Source organism: Nonomuraea sp. B208 (genome assembly GCF_057536035.1).
In genome coordinates this window covers 113,406-132,668 of the sequence record NZ_BAAJOU010000025.1, presented here as the reverse complement: position 1 = coordinate 132,668, position 19,263 = coordinate 113,406, and the positions used below count along the sequence as shown (strand labels likewise).

The 19,263-nt window shown below is 72.5% G+C and carries 25 protein-coding genes; 17 read left to right on the top strand and 8 right to left on the bottom strand.

Going from position 1 to position 19,263, the window contains the following annotated elements; genetic code table 11:
- Nucleotides 1–68 precede the first annotated feature (68 nt).
- The 6 genes from AC27IY_RS28600 (at nucleotide 69) to AC27IY_RS28575 (ending at nucleotide 4,500) form a co-directional block, all read left to right on the top strand.
- A complete protein-coding gene (locus AC27IY_RS28600; RefSeq protein ID WP_487179784.1) occupies nucleotides 69–1,280 on the top strand; it encodes an MFS transporter in 1,212 nt (403 codons plus the stop codon).
- A 110-nt stretch (nucleotides 1,281–1,390) separates the two neighbouring features.
- Nucleotides 1,391–2,062, top strand: a complete 672-nt coding sequence (locus AC27IY_RS28595; protein WP_423451087.1) for a hypothetical protein — start codon at nucleotides 1,391–1,393, stop codon at nucleotides 2,060–2,062.
- Nucleotides 2,062–2,286: a hypothetical protein gene (locus AC27IY_RS28590; protein ID WP_364462779.1), complete on the top strand. Its 225-nt coding sequence runs from the start codon at nucleotides 2,062–2,064 to the stop codon at nucleotides 2,284–2,286. Before AC27IY_RS28595 ends, AC27IY_RS28590 begins: the two co-directional genes overlap by 1 nt.
- A 119-nt stretch (nucleotides 2,287–2,405) precedes the next feature.
- Entirely contained in the window at nucleotides 2,406–2,903 is a 498-nt protein-coding gene (locus AC27IY_RS28585) for a sigma-70 family RNA polymerase sigma factor (protein WP_344218032.1), read from the top strand.
- A gap of 42 nt (nucleotides 2,904–2,945) precedes the next feature.
- The gene (locus tag AC27IY_RS28580; RefSeq protein WP_364462782.1) at nucleotides 2,946–3,641 is read left to right on the top strand and encodes a zf-HC2 domain-containing protein; all 696 of its coding nucleotides are present in this window, start codon (nucleotides 2,946–2,948) and stop codon (nucleotides 3,639–3,641) included.
- Between the two features lie 10 nt (nucleotides 3,642–3,651).
- Nucleotides 3,652–4,500 carry a PHP domain-containing protein gene (locus AC27IY_RS28575; protein WP_487179783.1) on the top strand — a complete coding sequence of 283 codons (849 nt, stop codon included), beginning with the start codon at nucleotides 3,652–3,654 and terminating at the stop codon, nucleotides 4,498–4,500.
- Here AC27IY_RS28575 and AC27IY_RS28570 read toward each other — a convergent pair.
- Nucleotides 4,497–5,120, bottom strand: a complete 624-nt coding sequence (locus tag AC27IY_RS28570; RefSeq protein WP_423451085.1) for a dienelactone hydrolase family protein — start codon at nucleotides 5,118–5,120, stop codon at nucleotides 4,497–4,499. The two genes, AC27IY_RS28575 and AC27IY_RS28570, sit on opposite strands and share 4 nt — an antisense overlap.
- 82 nt (nucleotides 5,121–5,202) lie before the next feature.
- Between AC27IY_RS28570 and AC27IY_RS28565 the strand changes: the two genes are divergently transcribed.
- The gene (locus AC27IY_RS28565; protein WP_487179782.1) at nucleotides 5,203–5,706 is read left to right on the top strand and encodes an SET domain-containing protein; all 504 of its coding nucleotides are present in this window, start codon (nucleotides 5,203–5,205) and stop codon (nucleotides 5,704–5,706) included.
- A gap of 11 nt (nucleotides 5,707–5,717) precedes the next feature.
- Here AC27IY_RS28565 and AC27IY_RS28560 read toward each other — a convergent pair whose 3' ends face one another.
- From AC27IY_RS28560 to AC27IY_RS28550, 3 genes are all read right to left on the bottom strand, one after another.
- Complete coding sequence (locus tag AC27IY_RS28560) at nucleotides 5,718–6,092, bottom strand: hypothetical protein (protein WP_364462794.1); 375 nt, start codon at nucleotides 6,090–6,092, stop codon at nucleotides 5,718–5,720.
- A gap of 103 nt (nucleotides 6,093–6,195) precedes the next feature.
- Nucleotides 6,196–9,636, bottom strand: a complete 3,441-nt coding sequence (locus AC27IY_RS28555; RefSeq protein ID WP_487179781.1) for a tetratricopeptide repeat protein — start codon at nucleotides 9,634–9,636, stop codon at nucleotides 6,196–6,198.
- Nucleotides 9,637–9,767: 131 nt separating this feature from the next.
- A complete protein-coding gene (locus AC27IY_RS28550) occupies nucleotides 9,768–10,460 on the bottom strand; it encodes a response regulator transcription factor (protein ID WP_344218020.1) in 693 nt (230 codons plus the stop codon).
- Nucleotides 10,461–10,635: 175 nt separating this feature from the next.
- On the opposite strand from AC27IY_RS28550, the gene AC27IY_RS28545 reads away from it, so the two are divergent.
- The 9 genes from AC27IY_RS28545 (at nucleotide 10,636) to AC27IY_RS28505 (ending at nucleotide 14,951) form a co-directional block, all read left to right on the top strand.
- Entirely contained in the window at nucleotides 10,636–10,887 is a 252-nt protein-coding gene (locus AC27IY_RS28545) for a MoaD/ThiS family protein (protein ID WP_423451081.1), read from the top strand.
- Between the two features lie 70 nt (nucleotides 10,888–10,957).
- Nucleotides 10,958–11,623, top strand: a complete 666-nt coding sequence (locus AC27IY_RS28540) for an LmeA family phospholipid-binding protein (protein ID WP_487179780.1) — start codon at nucleotides 10,958–10,960, stop codon at nucleotides 11,621–11,623.
- Nucleotides 11,624–11,628: 5 nt separating this feature from the next.
- Entirely contained in the window at nucleotides 11,629–12,186 is a 558-nt protein-coding gene (locus tag AC27IY_RS28535; RefSeq protein ID WP_487179779.1) for a sigma-70 family RNA polymerase sigma factor, read from the top strand.
- Nucleotides 12,186–13,028, top strand: a complete 843-nt coding sequence (locus AC27IY_RS28530; protein WP_487180063.1) for an anti-sigma factor family protein — start codon at nucleotides 12,186–12,188, stop codon at nucleotides 13,026–13,028. The genes AC27IY_RS28535 and AC27IY_RS28530 overlap by 1 nt, the downstream gene beginning before the upstream one ends.
- A gap of 54 nt (nucleotides 13,029–13,082) precedes the next feature.
- A complete protein-coding gene (locus AC27IY_RS28525; RefSeq protein ID WP_423477609.1) occupies nucleotides 13,083–13,415 on the top strand; it encodes a TlpA family protein disulfide reductase in 333 nt (110 codons plus the stop codon).
- A gap of 32 nt (nucleotides 13,416–13,447) precedes the next feature.
- Nucleotides 13,448–13,531, top strand: a complete 84-nt coding sequence (locus AC27IY_RS28520; RefSeq protein WP_350773254.1) for a putative leader peptide — start codon at nucleotides 13,448–13,450, stop codon at nucleotides 13,529–13,531.
- Between the two features lie 60 nt (nucleotides 13,532–13,591).
- On the top strand, nucleotides 13,592–13,816 hold the full coding sequence (locus tag AC27IY_RS28515) for a hypothetical protein (protein ID WP_423477608.1): 225 nt from the start codon (nucleotides 13,592–13,594) through the stop codon (nucleotides 13,814–13,816).
- The gene (locus AC27IY_RS28510; RefSeq protein WP_329585917.1) at nucleotides 13,813–14,652 is read left to right on the top strand and encodes a sulfurtransferase; all 840 of its coding nucleotides are present in this window, start codon (nucleotides 13,813–13,815) and stop codon (nucleotides 14,650–14,652) included. Before AC27IY_RS28515 ends, AC27IY_RS28510 begins: the two co-directional genes overlap by 4 nt.
- Nucleotides 14,652–14,951: a DUF1416 domain-containing protein gene (locus AC27IY_RS28505; RefSeq protein WP_344218009.1), complete on the top strand. Its 300-nt coding sequence runs from the start codon at nucleotides 14,652–14,654 to the stop codon at nucleotides 14,949–14,951. Before AC27IY_RS28510 ends, AC27IY_RS28505 begins: the two co-directional genes overlap by 1 nt.
- Before the next feature lie 51 nt (nucleotides 14,952–15,002).
- Here AC27IY_RS28505 and AC27IY_RS28500 read toward each other — a convergent pair whose 3' ends face one another.
- A complete protein-coding gene (locus AC27IY_RS28500; protein ID WP_487179778.1) occupies nucleotides 15,003–15,551 on the bottom strand; it encodes a helix-turn-helix domain-containing protein in 549 nt (182 codons plus the stop codon).
- Nucleotides 15,552–15,669: 118 nt separating this feature from the next.
- On the opposite strand from AC27IY_RS28500, the gene AC27IY_RS28495 reads away from it, so the two are divergent.
- Nucleotides 15,670–16,962, top strand: coding sequence for a hypothetical protein (locus AC27IY_RS28495; RefSeq protein ID WP_487179777.1), 1,293 nt, complete (start codon nucleotides 15,670–15,672; stop codon nucleotides 16,960–16,962).
- Here AC27IY_RS28495 and AC27IY_RS28490 read toward each other — a convergent pair.
- The 3 genes from AC27IY_RS28490 to AC27IY_RS28480 are packed head-to-tail and all read right to left on the bottom strand — an operon-like array spanning nucleotide 16,949 to nucleotide 19,168.
- Nucleotides 16,949–17,854 (bottom strand): hypothetical protein, encoded by a 906-nt coding sequence (locus tag AC27IY_RS28490; RefSeq protein WP_449946623.1) that lies wholly within the window; start codon nucleotides 17,852–17,854, stop codon nucleotides 16,949–16,951. The two genes, AC27IY_RS28495 and AC27IY_RS28490, sit on opposite strands and share 14 nt — an antisense overlap.
- A 7-nt stretch (nucleotides 17,855–17,861) precedes the next feature.
- On the bottom strand, nucleotides 17,862–18,509 hold the full coding sequence (locus AC27IY_RS28485; protein ID WP_487179776.1) for a hypothetical protein: 648 nt from the start codon (nucleotides 18,507–18,509) through the stop codon (nucleotides 17,862–17,864).
- The gene (locus AC27IY_RS28480) at nucleotides 18,506–19,168 is read right to left on the bottom strand and encodes a hypothetical protein (protein WP_487179775.1); all 663 of its coding nucleotides are present in this window, start codon (nucleotides 19,166–19,168) and stop codon (nucleotides 18,506–18,508) included. Before AC27IY_RS28480 ends, AC27IY_RS28485 begins: the two co-directional genes overlap by 4 nt.
- Nucleotides 19,169–19,263: the final 95 nt, after the last annotated feature.

Here is a 19,263-nt window from a genome sequence, read left to right as displayed (position 1 = left end):
AGCACGATCGATCTCGATGAAAACTATGTGTTGGACTCATTGATCGATGGGGGCCCACTCTTGGATGTATGACTGTGCATGGAGATCGCCCGCTGTCAGCCACGCGGGCCTGGCTGGGGGTCGCCGCGATCACGGCGAGCCTGTTCGTCTTTCTCACCACCGAGCTGATGCCGGTCGGCCTGCTCACCCCCTTGAGCGAGAGCCTGGGGGTGTCGGTGGGCGCCGCCGGGCTCATGGTCACGCTCCAGGGCGTCTCCGCCGGGCTGGGGGTGCCGTTCATCGTGGCCTGGACCAGGCAGGTCAACCGGCGGGTACTGCTGTCCGCGCTGCTCGCCGTGCTGGCCCTCGGCAACCTGGTGACCGCCCTGTCGCCGAGCTACGCGCTGATCCTGACCACGCGGCTGTTCATGGGGTTCGCCAGCGGGGTGTTCTGGGCCATCGGCGTGGGCATGGCGATGCGCCTGGTGCCCGAGCGGCAGGCGAACAGGGCGTCGGCGACGGTGATGTCCGGCATCTCGATCGCCACGGTGGCGGGCATACCGCTGGGGACGTTCCTGGAGAGCCGTACGGACTGGCGGACCACGTTCCTCATCTGGGCCGGGCTCAGCGTGCTGGTGTTCGTCGCGGTCACGGCGCTGATCCCGTCGCTGCCGTCGCGCAACGCCGTGCCGGTCAGGGAGGTCTTCGGGCTGCCGGTCAGCAACGTGCCGCTGCGGCTGGTGCTGGTCACCGTCGTGCTGTTCGTGCTCGGGCACTTCGGGGCGTACACGTTCGTCCGGCCGATCCTGGAGGGCCACACGGGCGCGACGCCCGCCTTCGTCACCGTCGTGCTCATGGTCTTCGGCGCCGCGGGGGCCGTCGGGAACTTCGTCGCCGGGCACACCGTGAGCAGGAGCCTGCGGGGGACGTTCGCCGTCGGCTGCGCGGGGCTCGTGGTGTCGTTGCTGGCGCTGCTCGCGATCGGCGGCGGGGAGGCGGGCGCGGTGGCCGCGCTGGTGGTGTGGGGGCTCTCCTTCGGGGCCGTGCAGCTGTGCCAGGTCAACCTGACGCTGGCCGCCGCGCCCGACACCTTCGAGGCCGCGATGTCGCTCAACACGATGGCGTACAACACCTCCATCGCGCTCGGGGCGCTCTTCGGCGGACTGTTCGCCGACCACCTCGGGGTGACCAGCGTGATCTGGTTCGGGGTGGCGCTGACCGCCGGCTCGCTGGTGGTCAACCTCGCCACCGGACGGAGGGCGGCGCGCGGGCGGGAGACCGTGGCGACGACCGCGTCCTGAGCCGGAACAAGTCGGCATGGCATTGAACCGGGGGTCGCCGCAGGGCGTACCACGTGGCGGACGACGGCGTCTGACCTGCGCTGATCACCTGTGACGGGGATGCGATGGCGATGGACTTCCACGGATGGAGCGGCGGCCTCGCGCTGCAGCCGCGTGACTACCTCGCGAGCGGCCGGCCGCTCCTCGACGTCGTACGGGCCGCCGGCCCCTTCCGGGGCGAGACACTCCACGAGCTCGCGCTCGGCACCGCCGCCACCATGGCCAGGCTGCACCTGGCCGGCATCGCGGGGCTGCGGCTCGGCCCGGACAACGTGCTGATCGGCCGGTACGGGCAGGCGCTCTTCGCCCCCGGGCCGCGCGACAGCGAGTTCCCTTCGAGCGACGTGCGGGCGTGGGCCGAAGTGATGATCTTCGCGGCCACCGGGGCGGAGGCGGGGCAGGGCGGGGAGGCCGGCCTCGACCGGCTGCCGCCGGCGCTGCGCACCCTGATCGACGAGTGCCGCGGGTCCGACCCGGACTCCCGGCCCACGGCGGCCGAACTGGTCGCCGTGCTGCTCGGCCGGCCCGTCCCCGGTGGCCGCGCCCAGGTCGAGCGGCTGCTGCGCGAGGCGGAGAGCAGGACCGTCCCGTACCGGCCGCCCGCGTACGAGGAGACGCTGATCAGCACGCCGCTCTGGCGGCGGCCCGCCTTCCTCGCGGGCGTCGCGCTCGGCCTGGCCGTCGTCGCGCTGCTCGCGGGCGCGGTCGTGCTGGTCTCCTCGCTGGCCACGGGAGGCGTGTGATGAGGGATCTCGGGCTCGGCGTGCTCGTCGGCATCCTGATCGGCACGGTGGTGGCGTCGCTGGCGCTCGCGCTGTCCGACCTGCCGTCGGCTCGCGCGGCGGGGACGACCCGGCCGGCGGGGAGCGTGGGCTTCACGGCCGCGATCTCGGCTCCGGAGGCCGGCCAGCTTAACCTGATTTATCAATTAAATCTGGCTTTCGGGCGAATAGGGCGAAGCGCCTGACCGGGCTCTCGCCCCTGGCTAAAGTGATAAATCCCATATCAGCGCGGTATGCATTGATATCGCGTAGTGCGCGAGGAGCCCGCCCCCCAGTGAGGAATCGCCGCGTAACCGAAGACGCCATGGTCCGAGCCCTTTACCGCGAATACGGCACCCCCCTGTTGGCCTTCGCGGTCCGGCTGACGGGCGGCGACCGGCGCTGGGCCGAGGACGTCGTCCAGGAGACCCTGGTCCGCGCCTGGCGCAACCTCCCCGACCTGCGTACCGACTCCGGCTCGCTCATGCCGTGGCTCGCCACCGTCGCCCGCCGCGTCGTCATCGACGACCGCCGCCGCTCCGGCACCCGCCCTCTGGACACCGTCGAGCAGATCCCCGAACGCGCCCAGCCCACCCCCGCCGACGACGACCGGCTGCTGCGCGAGATCGTCGTGACGGACGCCATGCTCTCGCTCTCCCCCGCGCACCGCCAGGTGCTCACCGAGACCTTCCTGCTCGACCGCTCGCTGGCCGAGGCGGCCGAGACGATCGGCGTGCCGATCGGAACGATCAAGTCCCGCGTGTACTACGCCATGCGGGCCTTGCGCGTCGCATTGGAAGAAAGGGGGGTGATGCTGCCATGAAAGCGCCGGCGCGTCACAGTATGGAGTGGGGGTGGTGACACCATGACCGAGGTTCAACACGAGGACGTGGCGGCGTACGCGCTGGGCCTGCTCGACGAGGGGGAGCGGGCGGCGTTCGAACGCCACCTGGCGGGCTGCCCGAGCTGCGCCGCCGAGGTCGGCATGTTCGCCGAGATGGGCGAGCTGATCAAGGGCGTGCATCCCGACGACCTGCTGCCCAGCCCGCCCGACCCGCAGGTCGAGTCGCTGCTGGTGCGGCGGGCCGCGGCCGAGCGCCGCCGCCGGGGGCTGCACCGTACGCTGACGGCCGCCGCCGCGTGCGTGCTGATCGCGACCGGCGTGCTGCTGGCCGTCCGGTCGTTCGCCGCGGGGCCCAACCCGGACAGCGTCCACAGCCCGGCCGCGGCGCTGCTGATGACCGGGAAGACCTACAGCGAGACCGACCCGGCCAGCGGCGTCACCGCCGTCGTCGGCCTGGAGGACAAGGGCTGGGGCACCCACGTCGCGCTGCAGCTCAAGGGCGTGAAGGGGCCGCTCCAGTGCCGGCTGCTCGCGGTGGGCGACGACGGCCGCTCCGAGGTCGTGGCGAGCTGGGGCGTCCCCGACAAGGGCTACGGCGTGCCGGGCGCTCCCGACGCGCTGCTGCTGCACGGCGGCACGAGCCTCACCCAGGACCAGCTCAACCACTTCACGGTCGAGACCTTCGACGGCCGGACGCTCGCCTCGATCGCGGTATGATCCGGCCCTCATGCGCATCGACCTGCACAGTCACAGCAACGCCTCCGACGGCACGCAGCCGCCGGCCGACGTCGTGCGCCGGGCCCGCGAACGCGGCCTCGACGTGCTGGCGCTGACCGACCACGACACCGTCGCCGGGCACGGGGAGGCGGCCGCCGCGCTGCCCGGCGGGCTGACGCTGGTGCCCGGCATGGAGCTGTCCTGCCGCCGCGGCGAGCAGGGCATCCACCTGCTCGCCTACCTCTTCGACCCGGCCGAGCCCGAGCTGCGCGCCGAGTGCGTACGCCTCAGGGAGGCCCGCGAGACCCGCGCCCGGCTCACCGTCGAGCGGCTGGCCGAGCTGGGCGTGCCGGTGACCTGGGCCCAGGTGACCGAGCTGGCGGCGGGCGGTCCGGTCGGCCGGCCGCACATCGCCCGCGCCATGGTCGCCGCCGGGGCGATCGCCGCGCCCGACCTGGCGTTCACGCCGGAGTGGATCGGCACGGGCGGACGCGCGAACGTCAACCGCTACGCGCTCGACCCCGGGCAGGCGGTCCGGCTCGTCCGCGCCGCGGGCGGCGTCCCGGTGCTCGCCCATCCCAAGGCTGCCAGGCGCGGCCCTGCCGTGCCCGACGAGTGGATCGCCGAGCTGGCCGCGGACGGGCTGTTCGGGGTGGAGGCCGACCATCTGGACCACGACGGGCCCGCCCGCGCCCGGCTGCGCGGCCTGGCCGGAGAGCTGGGCCTGGCCGTGACCGGCTCCAGCGACGACCACGGCGAGCTGACCGGCCACCGGCTCGGCTGCGAGACCACCGACCCCGAGGTCTACGAACGCCTCCTCGCCGAGGCCACCGGCGCCGCCCCGATCAGCGCACGCTAGATGGGTGCCCGGCCCGTGCGCGGGGCCGCGAAGTGCGTGACGAACCAGCCGCGGGCCAGGTCCGCGACCGCGTCCAGGGCGCCGGGCTCCTCGAACAGGTGCGTGGCGCCGGGCACGATCGTGAGCCGGCACTCGCACGGCAGCCGCTGCTGGGCCTCCTGGTTCAGCTCGATCACGACCGGGTCCCTGCCGCCGACGACGAGCAGCGTGGGCGCGCGGACCGCCGCCAGGCGCGGCCCGGCCAGGTCGGGCCGGCCGCCCCGCGAGACGACGGCCGCGATGTCGTTGCCCGGCTGGGCCGCCGCCCAGAGCGCGGCCGCCGCGCCGGTGCTGGCCCCGAAGTAGCCGATCGGCAGGCCGGCCGAGTCCGGGTGCTCCCGCGCCTCGCGGGTGCGCTCCAGCAGGCGTTCGGCCAGCAGGCCGATGTCGAACACGTTCGCCCGGTCGGCCTCCTCCTCGGGCGTCAGCAGGTCGAACAGCAGCGTCGCCAGCCCGGCCTCGTTGAGCGCGCCGGCCACGTACCGGTTGCGCGGGCTGTGCCGGCTGCTGCCGCTGCCGTGCGCGAACAGCACCAGCCCCTGAGCGGCGTCAGGGACGACCAGATCACCCTCCCCGGACACGCGCAACACCTCCCCCTGCCAGGGCCGCTACCCCGGCAGGCTCCCTCTATCCACCGGCCCTCGCCTGCTCCACGCTGGTGCCATGCCTGAGACTCCCGCCCCGCACTGCCTGCTGCATCCCGCCGTCGAGGTCCGGCCCTCGCCGATCGCCGGCGAGGGCCTGTTCGCCGTGGCCCCGCTGCCCGCGGGGACCGTCGTCTCCCGTCTCGGCGGCCGGCTGGTGACCTGGGACGCGCTGCGGGAGCTGCTCGCCGACCCCGCCGTCCCGTACGTCGACACCCTGGCCGTCGGCGATGACCTGCACCTGGTCCTGCCGCCGGGCAGCCCGAACGGCAAGGGCAACCACGGCTGTGACCCCAACCTGTGGTGGAGCGGCCCCTACGCCCTCGTCGCCCGCCGCGACGTGCGACGAGGGGAGGAGCTGACGCTGGACTACGCGACCTGCACGAAGGCGCCCGGATTCGTGCTGGAGTGCCGGTGCGGCGCCCCGCTGTGCCGGGGACGGGTGACCGGGGAGGACTGGAGACGGGCCGACCTGCGCGAGCGCTACGGCGACCACTGGTCGTTCCCGCTGCCCGTGGGGTGACCCGCCCCCGGTCAGCGCAGCAGCAGCAGCGCCGTCACGAACTGGAGGAGATGCCAGGCCCCGTACGCCCCCGCCGCCCAGAACGCCCACTCCTTGCCCCGCCGGATCCGGGACACCCAGCGCAGCTCCTCCACCGGGTCCCTGCGGGCGCGCAGGGTCCTGGTCACCAGGCAGGCGGCGTTCAGCCAGGCGAACCCGGAGACCAGGAGCAGCGCGACCGAGAGCCCGAGCAGCGGCTCGGCCCCGCCGGGCACCTCCCACGGCAGCTGTCTCACCCAGGCGGCGGCCACGCCCGCGAGCAGCGCGAGGGTGATCCGCCGGTCTGTACGGGCCTGCCGTTTCAGCCACTTCAGGTCGCCACGCCGGGTCCGGTTCTGCCGGAGCATCAGGATCACCTCCGCTGGTTCGGTCGAAGCCACCAGCGAACACGAGGCCCCCGCCGAAGATCTGCGACCTCAGCCCCCGGATTTCCCTACTTTCATCGGCGATTCACGGCAGATACCGGAGTTCTTCCGCCACCCGGCCGGCCTCCTGCACGTCCCCGACCTCCTCCAGCGTGCGCGCCGCCTCCGTCAGGCACGCGACGGCCCCGTCCCGGTCGCCGAGCCGCGCCGAGACCAGCCCGAGCGCCCGCAGCGCGCAGCCGAGGTCCCGCCGCGTGCCGCACTCCTGGTGCACGTCCCTGGCCTGCCGGGCCAGCTCCAGCGCCTCCCCGGGCCGGTCCAGGTCGAGCAGGACCAGCGCCAGGGCGGTGAGCGCCGCCGCCCACCGGTCGCGGCTGCCGGCCGCCCGTTGCAGCTCGACCGCCTCCGTCGCCGGGCCGAGCGCCTCCGCCGCCCGGCCGGCCGCGTGCCTGGCCTGCGCGACCGACAGCAGCGCGCTGGCCCGGTTGTCGCCCAGCTCCTCCCTGATCGCCAGCGACGCCCGCGCCGCCCGCAGCGCGGAGGCGTGCCGGCCGAGCGACAGGTACGTGTACGCCAGCGTCTCCTGCACGTCCGCCTCGGCCCGCCGGTTGCCGGTGCCCTGCACGATGTCCAGGGCCTCCAGCGCGTACACGAACGCCACCTGCGGCTGCCCCTGCCGCCTGCGCACCCGGGCCAGCCGGTTGAGCGTGCGGGCCTCTCCCGGCGCGTCGTGGATCACCCGGCTGATCGCCAGCGCCTGGTTGAGATAGTCGTCGGCACGCAGGTAGTCGGCCAGCCGCCAGTACACGAGCCCGATGTCGGCCAGCGTCTCGGCCTTGCCCTGCTCGTGGTGGAGCTCCACCTGCACCGTGAGCGCCTGCTCGTAACAGGCCAGGGCCTCGTCGTAGCGGGCGCCGTTGCGGGCGACGCGGCCGAGCGCGCACAGGGCCCGGCCGCTGCCGTGGTGGTCGCCGGCGGCGGTGTAGCCGGCGAGCGCGCGTTCGGCGTCGCGCCGGGCGTCGTGCGGCAGGCGCAGCAGATCGTAGATCTCGGCCAGGCAGAGCAGGGTCTCGGCCTCGGCCTGCTCGTCGCCCAGCTCCTGGCAGATCGACAGCGCCTCCAGGCCCTCCGACAGCGCCGCCTCCGGCTCGCCGAGGTCGCGCTGGACGCGGGCCAGCAGGATCAGGCTCTGGGCGGTGCCGCGCCGGTCGCCCAGCTCCGCGCGTACGGCGAGGGCCTGGCGGGCGTACGTGAGCGCCGGCTCATAGCGCTCCTGCGACAGGTGCAGCCGGGACAGCGTGTGCAGGCAGCTCGCCACGCCGGTCCGGTCGCCGATCTCGCCGTACAGGTCCAGGGCCTCGCCGGCGCGGCGGAGCGCGTCCTCGACCTTGCCCGCGATGCCGTACACCTCGGCCAGGTCGATGAGCGCGCGGGCCCGGCCGACGTCGTCGCCGAGCGAGGTGTGGTCGGCGAGCGCCTCGCCGATGAAGCGGGCGGCCAGCGTGGACGGGCCGATGTCGCGGTGGATGGAGCCGAGGTTGCCGCGCATGAGCGCGATCGCCCGCCGGTTGCCGACCTGGAGCGCGGAGGTGAGGCCGGACTGCTGGATCTCCAGGTTGTTCTCGTAGAAGCGGAGCCGCCTGAACGGCGCGAACACCGCCTCGGCCAGCCGCCACGCCATCCCGTACGCGCCGCTCTCCTCGGCCAGCCGCACGGCCGACACCAGCGAGCGCCGCTCGGCCTCGAACCACTCGCGCGGCGTCGCCGGATCGCCGGCGACCGCCAGGTAGTGGTCGAGCAGCCGCGCCCGCGCCTCGCGCACGCCCGCCTCCGCGTGCCGGCCGAGCTCCCTGGCCAGCCGCTTGACCAGGTCGTGCACCCGGTAGCGCGGCCCCGGCAGCGGCTCCACCAGGTAGGCCCGGTGCAGCCCCTCGACCGCCGCGACGGCCTCGGCCACCGGCACGCCCAGCGCGGCGGCCAGCACCTGCGGGGTGAAGTCGCGCCCCGGCAGCAGCCCGACGTGCCGGAAGGCCCGCCGCCGCGCCGGGGTCAAAGACTCGTACGCGAGGTCCAGCGCCGACCGGAACGCCTCCTCGGGATCGCCCACCAGCACCCGGCCGGGCCGGCGCAGCTCCTGGATCCGCTCCCCGACGCTCATGCCGGGGTTCTCGGCCAGCTTGGCGGCCGAGATGCGCAGCGCGAACGGATGGTAGGAGCACACCCGGGCCAGCTCGGCCAGCGCGTCCCGGTCGGCCGCCCGCGGCGAGCCCTTCCCGAGCACCCCGACCAGCAGCGCGACCGCGTTGCCCGGGTCGAGCACGGGCAGGTCCATGAGGTCGGCGTGGCCGGTCGCGCGCAGCGGCGCCATGCGGGTGCGGCTGGTCACCAGCACCACGCAGTCCTTGCCGCCCGGAAGCAGCGGGCGCACCTGGGCGGCGTCGGCGGCGTTGTCGAGGATGAGCAGCAGCCTGCGCCCGGCCGTCCTGCTGCGGTAGAGCAGCATCAGCTCGGCCTCGTCGGCGGCGGGCTCGCCGACGCCGAGCGAGCGCAGGATCTGGCCGAGCGCCTCGACCGCGCTCATCGGCGGCTGGCTGGGCGACTGCCCGCGCAGGTCGATGACGATCTGTCCGTCGGGGAAGCGGCCGGCGTGCAGGTGCCCCCAGTGCGTCACCAGCGCGGTCTTGCCGACGCCGGGCAGGCCCTGCACGACCATGGTGCCGGTGCGGCGGGGCCGGTCCAGCCAGGCGGTGAGCAGGTCGAGGCTCTGCTGGCGGCCGGTGAAGTCGGGCACGTCGGCGGGGAGCTGGCGGGGCTTCGGCAGCTCGCCGACCGGCAGCGGCTCCGCCGGCGCGCCGGGCCGGGTCAGGAACGGGGTCACGCGGCCGGTGAAGGGCGCCGACAGGTGCTCCCAGTCGCCGGCGGCGGCCCGCAGCGCGGGCGGGTCCGCCACGCGCAGCCGCCGGTAGCCGGGGCGGACCAGCCAGCCGCGCCGCGTCCACTGCTGGAGCTGGCGCTGCACCACGTCGGGGGAGCTGCCGACCAGGTCGGCCAGGGTCTCCATGGACAGCGGCGGCGCCGACTCGGAGGCGAGCCCGTAGCGCTCGTCGAGGTGCAGCAGCCACACCGCGAGCCGGGCGGCGACCGGGGCGCGGGACAGGGCCTCGTGCCTGCGGGCGGCGACGTTCCTGGCGAACAGCTCCTGCACCAGCGCCGTGGCCACGCCGGGGCCGGCGGCGGCGTGCTCGCGCAGCCGCCGCAGGTCGATCGGCCAGGCCCGCAGCTCGGTCAGCGCGTCCACCCTGACCCGCTCGGCGGGGCTCCAGAAGGCCAGCTCGCCGATCAGGTCGCCGTCGCCGCGGAGGTCGTGGAGGCATTCGCGGTCGCCGCCGGGGGTGTATTCGCGGGCGTAGCCGTAGTCGATGACGTAAACGTGATGAGGGGCGCGTAACGGGGAGCAGATGGTCTCGTTACGCCGGAACACGCGCGGCCGGGCGCCCTCGTCCACCAGTGACCTGAACGACTGCACCCCGACACCACCCATCGTCGGACGGCGGTGTCCTCGGCCTGACACTTGCTGAACGGATTGACCACCAATGTGTCACATCGGGCGGGCCCATTGTCAATGCCGGGCTGTCGATGCCGGGCTGTCGATGCCGTTCAGACGGTCGCGGTGTCGGCCCGGTCGGGGACGAAACGGTAGCCGACGTTGCGGACCGTGCCGATCAGGGATTCGTACTCGGTGCCGAGCTTGGCGCGCAGCCGCCGGACGTGCACGTCCACCGTGCGGGTGCCGCCGAAGTAGTCGTAGCCCCAGACCTCCTGGAGGAGCTGGGCGCGGGTGAAGACCCTGCCCGGGTGCTGCGCGAGGTATTTCAGCAGCTCGAACTCCTTGAAGGTGAGGTCGAGCACCCGGCCGCGCAGCCGGGCGGTGTAGGTGGCCTCGTCGATGGACAGGTCGCCGCTGCGGATCTCGTCGGGCACGTCCTCGGCGGCGGCCTGGCTGATGCGGCCGGTCGCCATGCGCAGCCGCGCCTCGACCTCGGCCGGGCCCGCGCTGTCGAGGAGGACGTCGTCGACGCCCCATTCCGCGGTCATGGCGGCGAGGCCGCCCTCGGTGACGATCACCAGCAGCGGGCAGTCGATGCCCGTGGTGCGGATGAGCCGGCACAGGCTCTTGGCCTGGACGAGCTCCCTGCGCGCGTCGACGATGACGGCGTCGGCGGGCGGTGTGTCGATGAGCGCGGACGCCTCGGCGGGCGCCACGCGGACCGAGTGGAGCAGCAACCCCAGCGCCGGGAGCACCTCGGATGACGGCTCGAGGGCGTTGGTCAGCAGGAGCAGATTGCTCATTACGGCCTCCTCAAACACGCAAGGACCCGGGGGCTACGTCGCCCAGGTCCTGTGAGTGAGGATATCCCACGAGTAAGACCCGTCCATTGCGGGTCCACCAGGTGAACAGCGCGTCTCGTGAAACAACCTTGTTAAGGAAGACGCACAATGGTTCGGCAAGGATTGTGAGGATCAAATGGCCACAGGCAAAATACGGTATTGGGCGGCGGCCAAGGAAGCGGCTGGTGTCGCCGAGGAGTCGTTCGACGCGGTCACGCTGAGTGAGTTGATGACGAAAATCACAGCGGACCGGGCCGAGCTGGCGCGCGTCGTGCGGCGCTGCTCGTTCCTGGTCGACGGCGCGCCCGTGGGGAAGCGCCCGCACGACGAGGTCATGCTCGGCGACGGCGTCACCGTCGAGGTGCTGCCGCCTTTCGCCGGTGGGTGATCAACGGCTTCGCGGGGGAATGAGAGGTCTCGATCGATAGGCTCGTACCCCCGCCTGCACAGGGAGCCCCATGCGCAAGCTGATCGTTTTTCTGATCGTGCTGGTCATTCTCCTTGTCGCCGTCGACCGCGTCGCGGCCGCCGGGGTCGAACGCGACCTCGCCAACCGCATCGCGGCCGCCGCCGACCTCTCCGGCACGCCCACGGTCACCATTGAGGGCATCCCCTTTCTCACCCAGGCCGTCAGCGGGCATTATCCGGAGGTCCGGTTCGACCTCGGCACCCTCACCTACGGCGGCGTGCCGGTGAAGAACCTGCGGGGCGCCGCCTACGACGTGACCGCGCCGCTCGCCGACATCCTGCAGAACAGAGCCGACATCCGGGCCGACCGCATGACCGTCAGCGGCACCCTCACCAGGGCCACGATCGACAAGTACGCCCCCCGCGGCGTCAAGATCGGCGGCAACGGGTCGCGGCTCACCGCGTCGGGCGAGCTGACGGTGGGGGCGAACAAGGTGAAGTTCGACGCCGAGCTGCGGGTCTCGGTGGTCGACGGGCAGATCAGGCTGCAGGCCGAGAAGATCGAGGGCGTGCCCGCGGCGCTCGCGCAGTTCGTCTCGATCCCGATCCCGTTCAAGGCCGACCTGCCCTTCGACGTGAAGGTCACCCGGGTCAGGAGCGTGGCCGACGGACTGGAGTTCACCGCCGAGGCGACCGACGTGCCGCTCCGTGGATAAACCTCGTGGATGAGCCTGAACCGATCGGCGCCGCCGTACGTGATGAGGGCGTGAGCGCAGCCGGGACCGCCGACGAGGAACTCGTGAAGACCCTCTTCGACGAGCACGCGGGGCCGCTCTACGGCTACGTGCTGCGACTGACCGGCGACTCGGGAAGGGCGGAGGACGTGGTGCAGGAGACGCTGCTGCGGGCCTGGCGGCATCCCGACGCGCTCACCGACCGGCCGATCAGGGCGTGGCTGTTCACGGTGGCCCGTAACCTCGTGGTGGACCAGCACCGCGCCAGGAAGGCCAGGCCGCCCGAGATCAGCGACGAGGCGCTCACCGTCGTGCCGGCCGAGGACGAGCTGGAGCGCGCCGTCGAATCGTGGGCGGTGGCCGAGGCGCTGGCCGCGTTGCGGCCCGAGCACCGCGAGGTGCTGATGGAGGTCTACTACCGGGGGCGATCGGTGAAGGAGGCGTCGGACACGCTGGGCATTCCACCGGGGACGGTCAAGTCGCGCACCTACTACGCGTTGCGCGCGCTCAAGCTCGCGCTGGAGGAGCGGGGGCTGGCGCCGTGATGACCTGCGAGGAGGTCCGGATGTCCCTGGGGGTGCGGGCGCTCGGCGCGCTCGACCCCGAGGAGGCGCAGGAGGTCGACCGCCACCTGGCCGGCTGCGAGGCGTGCGCCGCCGAGCTGCTGGAGCTGGAGGACGTCACCTCGTTCCTGGGCAAGGTGTCGGAGCGGGACGTCGAGCTGGTCGCCAGCCCGCCGCGCCAGGTGCTGGACCGGCTGCTCGACGACCGCGCCCGGCGCACCAGGCGCGGCCGGATGCTGCTGCTGTCGGCCGCGTCCGTAGCGGCGCTGGTGGTCGGCGGCGCGGTCTGGACGGCCGTGACCGGCGACGGGCAGACCATGACCGCGGCGAGCGCGCCGGAGCGGGCGGCCTCCTCCGCCGCGTCCTCGTCGGGTGCGGCCGACTCGGCCGCCACCGCCGCCGAGCAGCCCGTGCCGCTCGCCGACCAGAACAGCGAGCTGCGCGCGACCGGCGACCCGCTCCCCAGCCCGTCCGCCATGCCCACGAAGCAGAAGAAGCAGGCGGTGGCGGGCCCCGAGTTCACCGGCGAGAACGCCGCCGACGGCTACCACGCCACGATCCTGGCCTGGCCCGCGGACGACGGTTCCGAGCTGGCCGTACGGCTGCGCGGCGTGCCGGCCGGCACCCCCTGCAAGGTCCGCGTCGTCGGCGAGGGCGGACGGCGGGACGTCACCGACGGCTGGATCGCCGGAGGCGCCGGCTTCGAGGAGCGCGACGCGTTCAAGACCACGACCGGGCTGCCGCTCGCCGACATCGTCCGCTTCGACGTGATCGACGAGCGCACGGGCAAGGTGCTGGTCCGGGTCAAGGTGCCGGGCAGGTAGGCCGGGGGCGGGAAGCAATCGCCGGTCGCGCCGGTTGCATCCGACGTGACTTCGTTGTCCGAGGGGGACCTCGGCGCCGCCCTCGGTGAGCGGGCGACGCTGGTGCAGTTCTCCACCGCGTTCTGCCAGCCGTGCCGGGCGACCAGGCGGGTGCTCGCCGACGTGAGCGCGCTCGTGCCGGGCGTGCGGCACGTCGAGGTGGACGCGGAGTCCCGGCTCGACCTGGTGCGCAGGCTGGAGGTCACCGGCACGCCGACGGTGTTCGTGCTCGACGGCGCGGGACGGATCGTCAAGCGGGCCGCCGGGCAGCCGCGCAAGGCCGACGTCCTGGTGGCGCTCGCAGGGGCGTTGAATCAGGAATCGTCTCATCAACCGGACGAGATGTGACAGATGGCGAGACGCCGAGTAGTGTCTTGGCTATGACCCCTTCGACAGAGCTGCTCACGAAGCGGCGCGCGGTTGATTTCTGCCGCGTGGCCACCGCGCTCTGTCGCGCTGCCTGAGGACGATCTAGCGCGGATCTAGCGGATCCGCCCCAATCGACCCTTCAGGAGCATCCCGCGATGCGTGCCGACCTTGCATTGTCGCGCCTCCGCGCGCCGATCACGACCCTGACCACCGCCCTCGTCACTTCGACGGGGCGCTTCCGGGCGCCTGCGGCCGCGCGCATCCCGCCGGAGCTCCTCACGAAGATCCTCACCGCAGCCTCGGGATCCATCCTCGGCTGCGCCACGTACCCGCATATTCGCCGTCTACTGCCCGCCGCCAACATGGAGGTTTCCCAATGAGCCGCTCCGCCGCACTGGTGGACGCCGACTGGGTCGAGGCCAACCTCGACACGCCCGGAGTCGTCATCGTCGAGGTCGACGAGGACGTCAGCGCCTACGACAGCGGCCACATCCGTGGCGCTGTGAAGATCGACTGGCGGACGGACCTGCAGGACCCGGTCCGCCGCGACTTCGTGGACAAGACCGGCTTCGAGGCCCTGCTGTCCGACCGAGGCATCTCCAACGACGACACCGTGGTGCTGTACGGCGGCAACAACAACTGGTTCGCCGCCTACGCCTACTGGTACTTCAAGCTCTACGGCCACGACAACGTCAAGCTGCTCGACGGCGGGCGCAAGAAGTGGGAGCTCGACTCGCGCGAGCTGGTCAAGGACGTCACCGAGCGGCCCAAGACCCAGTACACCGCGCAGGAGCAGGACACCGCGATCCGCGCCTTCCGCGACGACGTGGTCAACGCCATCGGCAAGCTCAACCTGGTCGACGTGCGCTCGCCCGACGAGTTCACCGGCAAGCTGCTGGCCCCGGCCCACCTTCCGCAGGAGGCGGCGCAGCGCGGCGGCCACGTGCCGACCGCCCGCAACATCCCGTGGTCCAAGGCGGCCAACGACGACGGCACCTTCAAGTCCGACGACGAGCTGCGCACCCTCTACCAGGACGCGGGCGTCGACTTCGGCAAGGACACCATCGCCTACTGCCGCATCGGCGAGCGGTCGGCGCACAGCTGGTTCGTGCTGCACGAGATCCTCGGGCAGGCGAACGTGAAGAACTACGACGGTTCGTGGACCGAGTACGGCTCGCTCGTGGGCGTGCCGATCGAGCTGGGGGAGGCCCGCTGATGACGGCACAGGGTTGCGGAGCGCCGGAGCAGACCGTGGCGCTGCCCGCAGGGATCGATCTGTCCAACCAGGCCGTGATCCAGGGTGTGGTGACCGGCACGGGCACCGCCTACGCCCGCCTGCTCGACCGCACCGGTGAGTTCACCGGCGAGGTCGTGGTGTCCGACGACGGCGTCTTCCGCTTCTTCGCCGCCCCCGGCGACTGGACCGTCCGCATCATCGCGGGCGGCGGCGTCACCAGGGACGTGCAGGTGGAGGCCAAGCTGGGCGAGGTCGCCCAGCTCGCGGTCGCCGTCTGACCTCTTCGTGGCAGGGCCCGCGCCGGTCTCCGGCGCGGGCCTTTTCGTGTGTCAGGGCTTGACCGGGTAGCGCATGAGCAGCGTGGCCCGGACGAGGTCGGGGCCGTGCGCGCGGTAGCCGTGGAGCACGTCGGAGCGCCAGGAGATGTGGTCGCCGGGGCCGGCGGTCAGCGGCTCCTTGATGGGCCCGGCGCTGAGCATGCCGGTGAAGACCGTCATGTGCTCGGTGACGCCTTCGTGGTGGGCGGGGCTGGTCTGGGTGAGTCCGGGCGGGACGCGCACCCGGTAGAGCTCGTAGATGACGCGGTCGTCCTCGAAGACCTCCAGCAGTTCGGCCTCCATGGCCGTGCCGCGCATGATCCGCGGCTCGGGCGGCGGGTCGAGTATGGCCCCGATGGGCACGCCGAGCTGGGCGGTGATGGCCCAGAGCGTCGCGAGCGTCGGGCTGTGGGCGCCGGTCTCGACGCCCGCGAGCGCGTCCTTGCCGATGCCGGCCCGGCCGGCCAGCTCGGAGAGCGAGACGCCGCGCTCCTGACGCAGCCGCCGCAGTCGATCCCCCACCGCGCGAGGGTCGGTGTCGAACGCGGGGAGCGGTTCCATGCGCTCATGCTCCCCCCGTGCCGCCGGGGTTCCTACGGGGGACTAGCGACTTGTCACCCCGGCCGCGTTTCCGAGGTTGCTGCTGCGACACCAGGGACAGGCCGCTACGATTCCACAGATGTCCGGTTCGACAGGCGTGATGGCACCACCCGCGTCCGGGCCTGCACCGGCTCGGCGGATGCCCTCGCCGTACTCACTGCCCCTGCACGCGCTGCGGCTGGCGGGGAAGTGCGCGCTGCCCCTGATCCTCTGGTTCGCCGCCGGCGAGGCGGCCCGCTACGCGCTCCTCTACGGGGCCAGCGAGGTCGCCTACGGCGAATGGCGCCAGGTCCGCCTGGTGCTGGTCATGACGCTGCTCACGTTCATCGTCCTGGCCGCGATGGTCGTCACGACCGGGATGCTGCACGCGCTGCGCGGCGCGCTCTGGGAGATGCGCGCGAGGGCCGGGGAGGGCGTGGCGGACGAGCCGTTCTTCCGCACCCTCGACCGGGTCGCGCCGGCCTTCGCCGTCCTCTACCTCGCCTGGGGCTTCCAGACCGAGGACGCCAGGGACGTCTACCAGATGGACATGTTCCATCATCTCGACGAGCAGATGACGGCCTCGTTCTTCGGCGAGAGCAGCGACGTCGGCCGCGGCCTGACCGACCTCGACTGGCGGGTCTCGCTCGGCGCGATGGTCGTCACCTTCGCGCTGAAGACGCTCTTCGCCAAGGCGCTGGAGAAGGGCAAAGGCGGCTTCTTCGGGTTCCTGGCCGCCTTCTCCGAGTTCGCGTTCGTCTTCTACGGGCTGAACGCCACCGTGGCCTTCGCCGACGCCCGCTCCGAGTGGGTGGAGCACCGCAGCGTCGTCGCGGGCACCGAGGAGGTCGTGACCGCGGCCAAGGAGAACCTCCCGGTGTGGGACGCGATCGCCGGCGACTACTGGCCGCTGTTCATCGACGCCGTCGCCGTGCCGCTGGCCTGGCTCACCGTGGCGATGCTGGTCTTCGGCGCCTACTCCGACGAGACCCGCGTCCTGGTCAAGGGGACCAGGCTGGAGAAGGGCGTGGACCGGCTGGAGAGCAGCCACGACCTCACCCAGAAGTCGTTCGACCGGCTCACCGGCGGCTTCAGGGACCGCTGGCTGCCGCTCGCGAACTCGCTGCGGCTGGTGTTCAGGAGCGGCTTCCCGCTGTTCGGCATGATGTGCCTGTGCTACGTGGCCCTCTCGGTGGGCGGCGCCTACGCGCAGCGCGCCGTGGTGGCGCTCGTCGGCTCCCGCGAGGAATGGGTGTGGGTCTACCAGGGCGTGCCGCTGGTCTACCTGCGCGAGATGGTCGTGACCGTGCTGACCATGGCGCTGCTGGCGGCGACGTACGATCTGGCGGCCACCCGGGCGCGGCTGCGCGGCCGGCCGCTCAACGACGTCTGAACCGCAGCACGTACACGTCCAGGCCCAGCGCCTTCACCTTCTCGTGGTCGAACAGGTCCTCCGTCGGGGTGTCCGAGCGGTAGTTGCTCGGCTCGAACGACAGCTCGACCTCCTCCGCCACGGGTGTCGGGACGATCGCCATGCCCTGGATCCGGTAGTCCTTGCCCACCTCCATGCGTTCCAGCGGGCGGTCGCCGACGACCTCGAAGGGGACCGTCCACTCGCGGCCGGCCCGGTCGCGGAGCTTCATGTCGCCGGGATCGCCGATCATGGTGGCGGAGGCCGCGTCCACGACCCTCCTCGTGATGTCGATCTTCAGCCAGGTCACCTCGGGGCCGTGCTTGTTGCCCTCCGGGGGCTTCATCGGGGCGACGGCGACCCGCCACTCGGTGTTGTAGACCTTGCCGGGCTGCCCGGCGGGGACGACGGTCTCGATGTGGTTCAGGCCGCGGGTGACCTGCTGCTCGTAGAAGTCGTGGTGGTCGTAGAGGTTCACCGCGACGGTGAGCAGCGAGACCGCGACGGCGGCGACGGCGACGAGCAGGCGGCGGCGGGGCTTTCCCGTCCGCGCGGCGGCCTGCCCGGCGTCCGCGGGCCGTGGCGGGAGGCCCTGGGGCGGCCACGGCCGGGAGGGCGGGGCTCCGGGGACGGCCGGGATGGGCTGCGTCGAGCTGCCCTGCTGCCGGCGGCCGACGGGCGGCCACACCTGCTGGTCCGGATGCGGGACCCTGGGCCGCCGGGCGTCGTACGGCTGCGGCCTGGCGGGGCGGCGCGGCGGCGCGGCGGGCCCCGGACGGGCGGGCTGCCCGGTGTAGCCCTCGGGGACCGGCGTCCAGCCCTGCTGGGGTTGCCGCTGCTCCGGAGAGAACCAGTCACGCTCGTTCGTGCTCATGTGCCGATCACTTCTTGACGGTCGGGTAGACGTCCTGGGCCGAGGCCACGAGCTTGCGCGCGCCCTCGTCGTCCAGACCGAGATCGATCTCCACCTCCGGCTGGTACGGCTCCACCCACCCGACCCCCTGCGGCAGGCCGAACCGCACGCTCGCCCCCGGCAGCGCCGACGCCGGCACCTCGAAGTAGAACCGCCCGCTCACCCAGATGTCCGGCTGCACGAAGGTGTTGGACAGCGTGACGGACCTGTCCACCCGGTCGGTGGCCTCGAACCGCTTGCCGTCGGCGGTGACGAGGACGGGCGTCGCCAGGTGGTACGGCTTGAGACTCGACTTGGCGGAGGCCCCGACGACGAGGAAGACGTTGTCCGTGGCGAGGGTCTCGGACGAGCCCTGGAGGGCCTTGGCGGCGGTGATCGAGTCGAGCCGGAGGGTGAACCTGCGGGCGTCGACGTTCTCGCCCTTGGCGCCCGTGTAGACGATCGCGTCGCCGACCTCGGTCTCCCCGAGCTTGAGCGTCTGCAGTGCCATCGCGCCCGCGATCAGGAGCACTCCGGCCGCCACGGCGAGCAGCCGCGCGCCGAGACCGGGCCTGCGGCCGGCCGGCGGCCCGCCGGGCGCGGGGAGCGCGGCGGCGCGGGGCGCGGTGGCGGTCATGCGCCGGCCTCCTGCTTGACGGGCAGCGTCACCCGCGCCTTGATCTCGGGGACGAACTTCTCGCCCACCTGCTCGGACACCATCTGCCACTGGGACGCGGCGTTGAGGAAGCTGGTCCCCTCCTCGAAGGAGCCGACGTCGATGGTGATCTGGTCCGGTGGCCGCTCGCCCTCCTTGAGCCGGTAGCGGACGATGACCTGCGTCGGGACGTCCGGCTGGAGCTGCTGCGACTCATCGCCCTTGATCAGCGCGAAGGTGAACGGCCCCGACTCCTTGGAGAAGGCGGGGCTGATCTTCAGGAGCGAGCCCGCGAAGCTGGTCAGCGTGAACGCCTGCGAGGGCTGCTCGGGCGGCATGCCGACCCTGGCGGTCTCGTCGGTCTTGTTGGTGACGTCGAAGACGAGCTCGACGAAGCGCTTGTCCTCGTCGAAGGAGAGCTCGCCCTTCTCCACCTTGACCCGTGACTCCACGAACTTGGTGGAGTACATGCCCTGGTCCAGCACCGCGCCCTGGCCGAGCGGCTTCGGGACGTCGGGAGCCTCGTCGAGCCCGCCCAGCAGAGCGGTGATGCCGAGGCCGGTGAGCGCCACCAGGGCGATGGCGGGCACCACCACCGGGCGTCTCGGCCTCTCGTCGCTGCCGCCGGCGGGTTCCGTCATGGCTATGGATGGTAATAGGTATCGCTTGTACCATCTGCCGCATTGCTCCCAACGCTTCGGCCGAATTGCCGAGAAACTCTGCCGTTCCGGGGGTT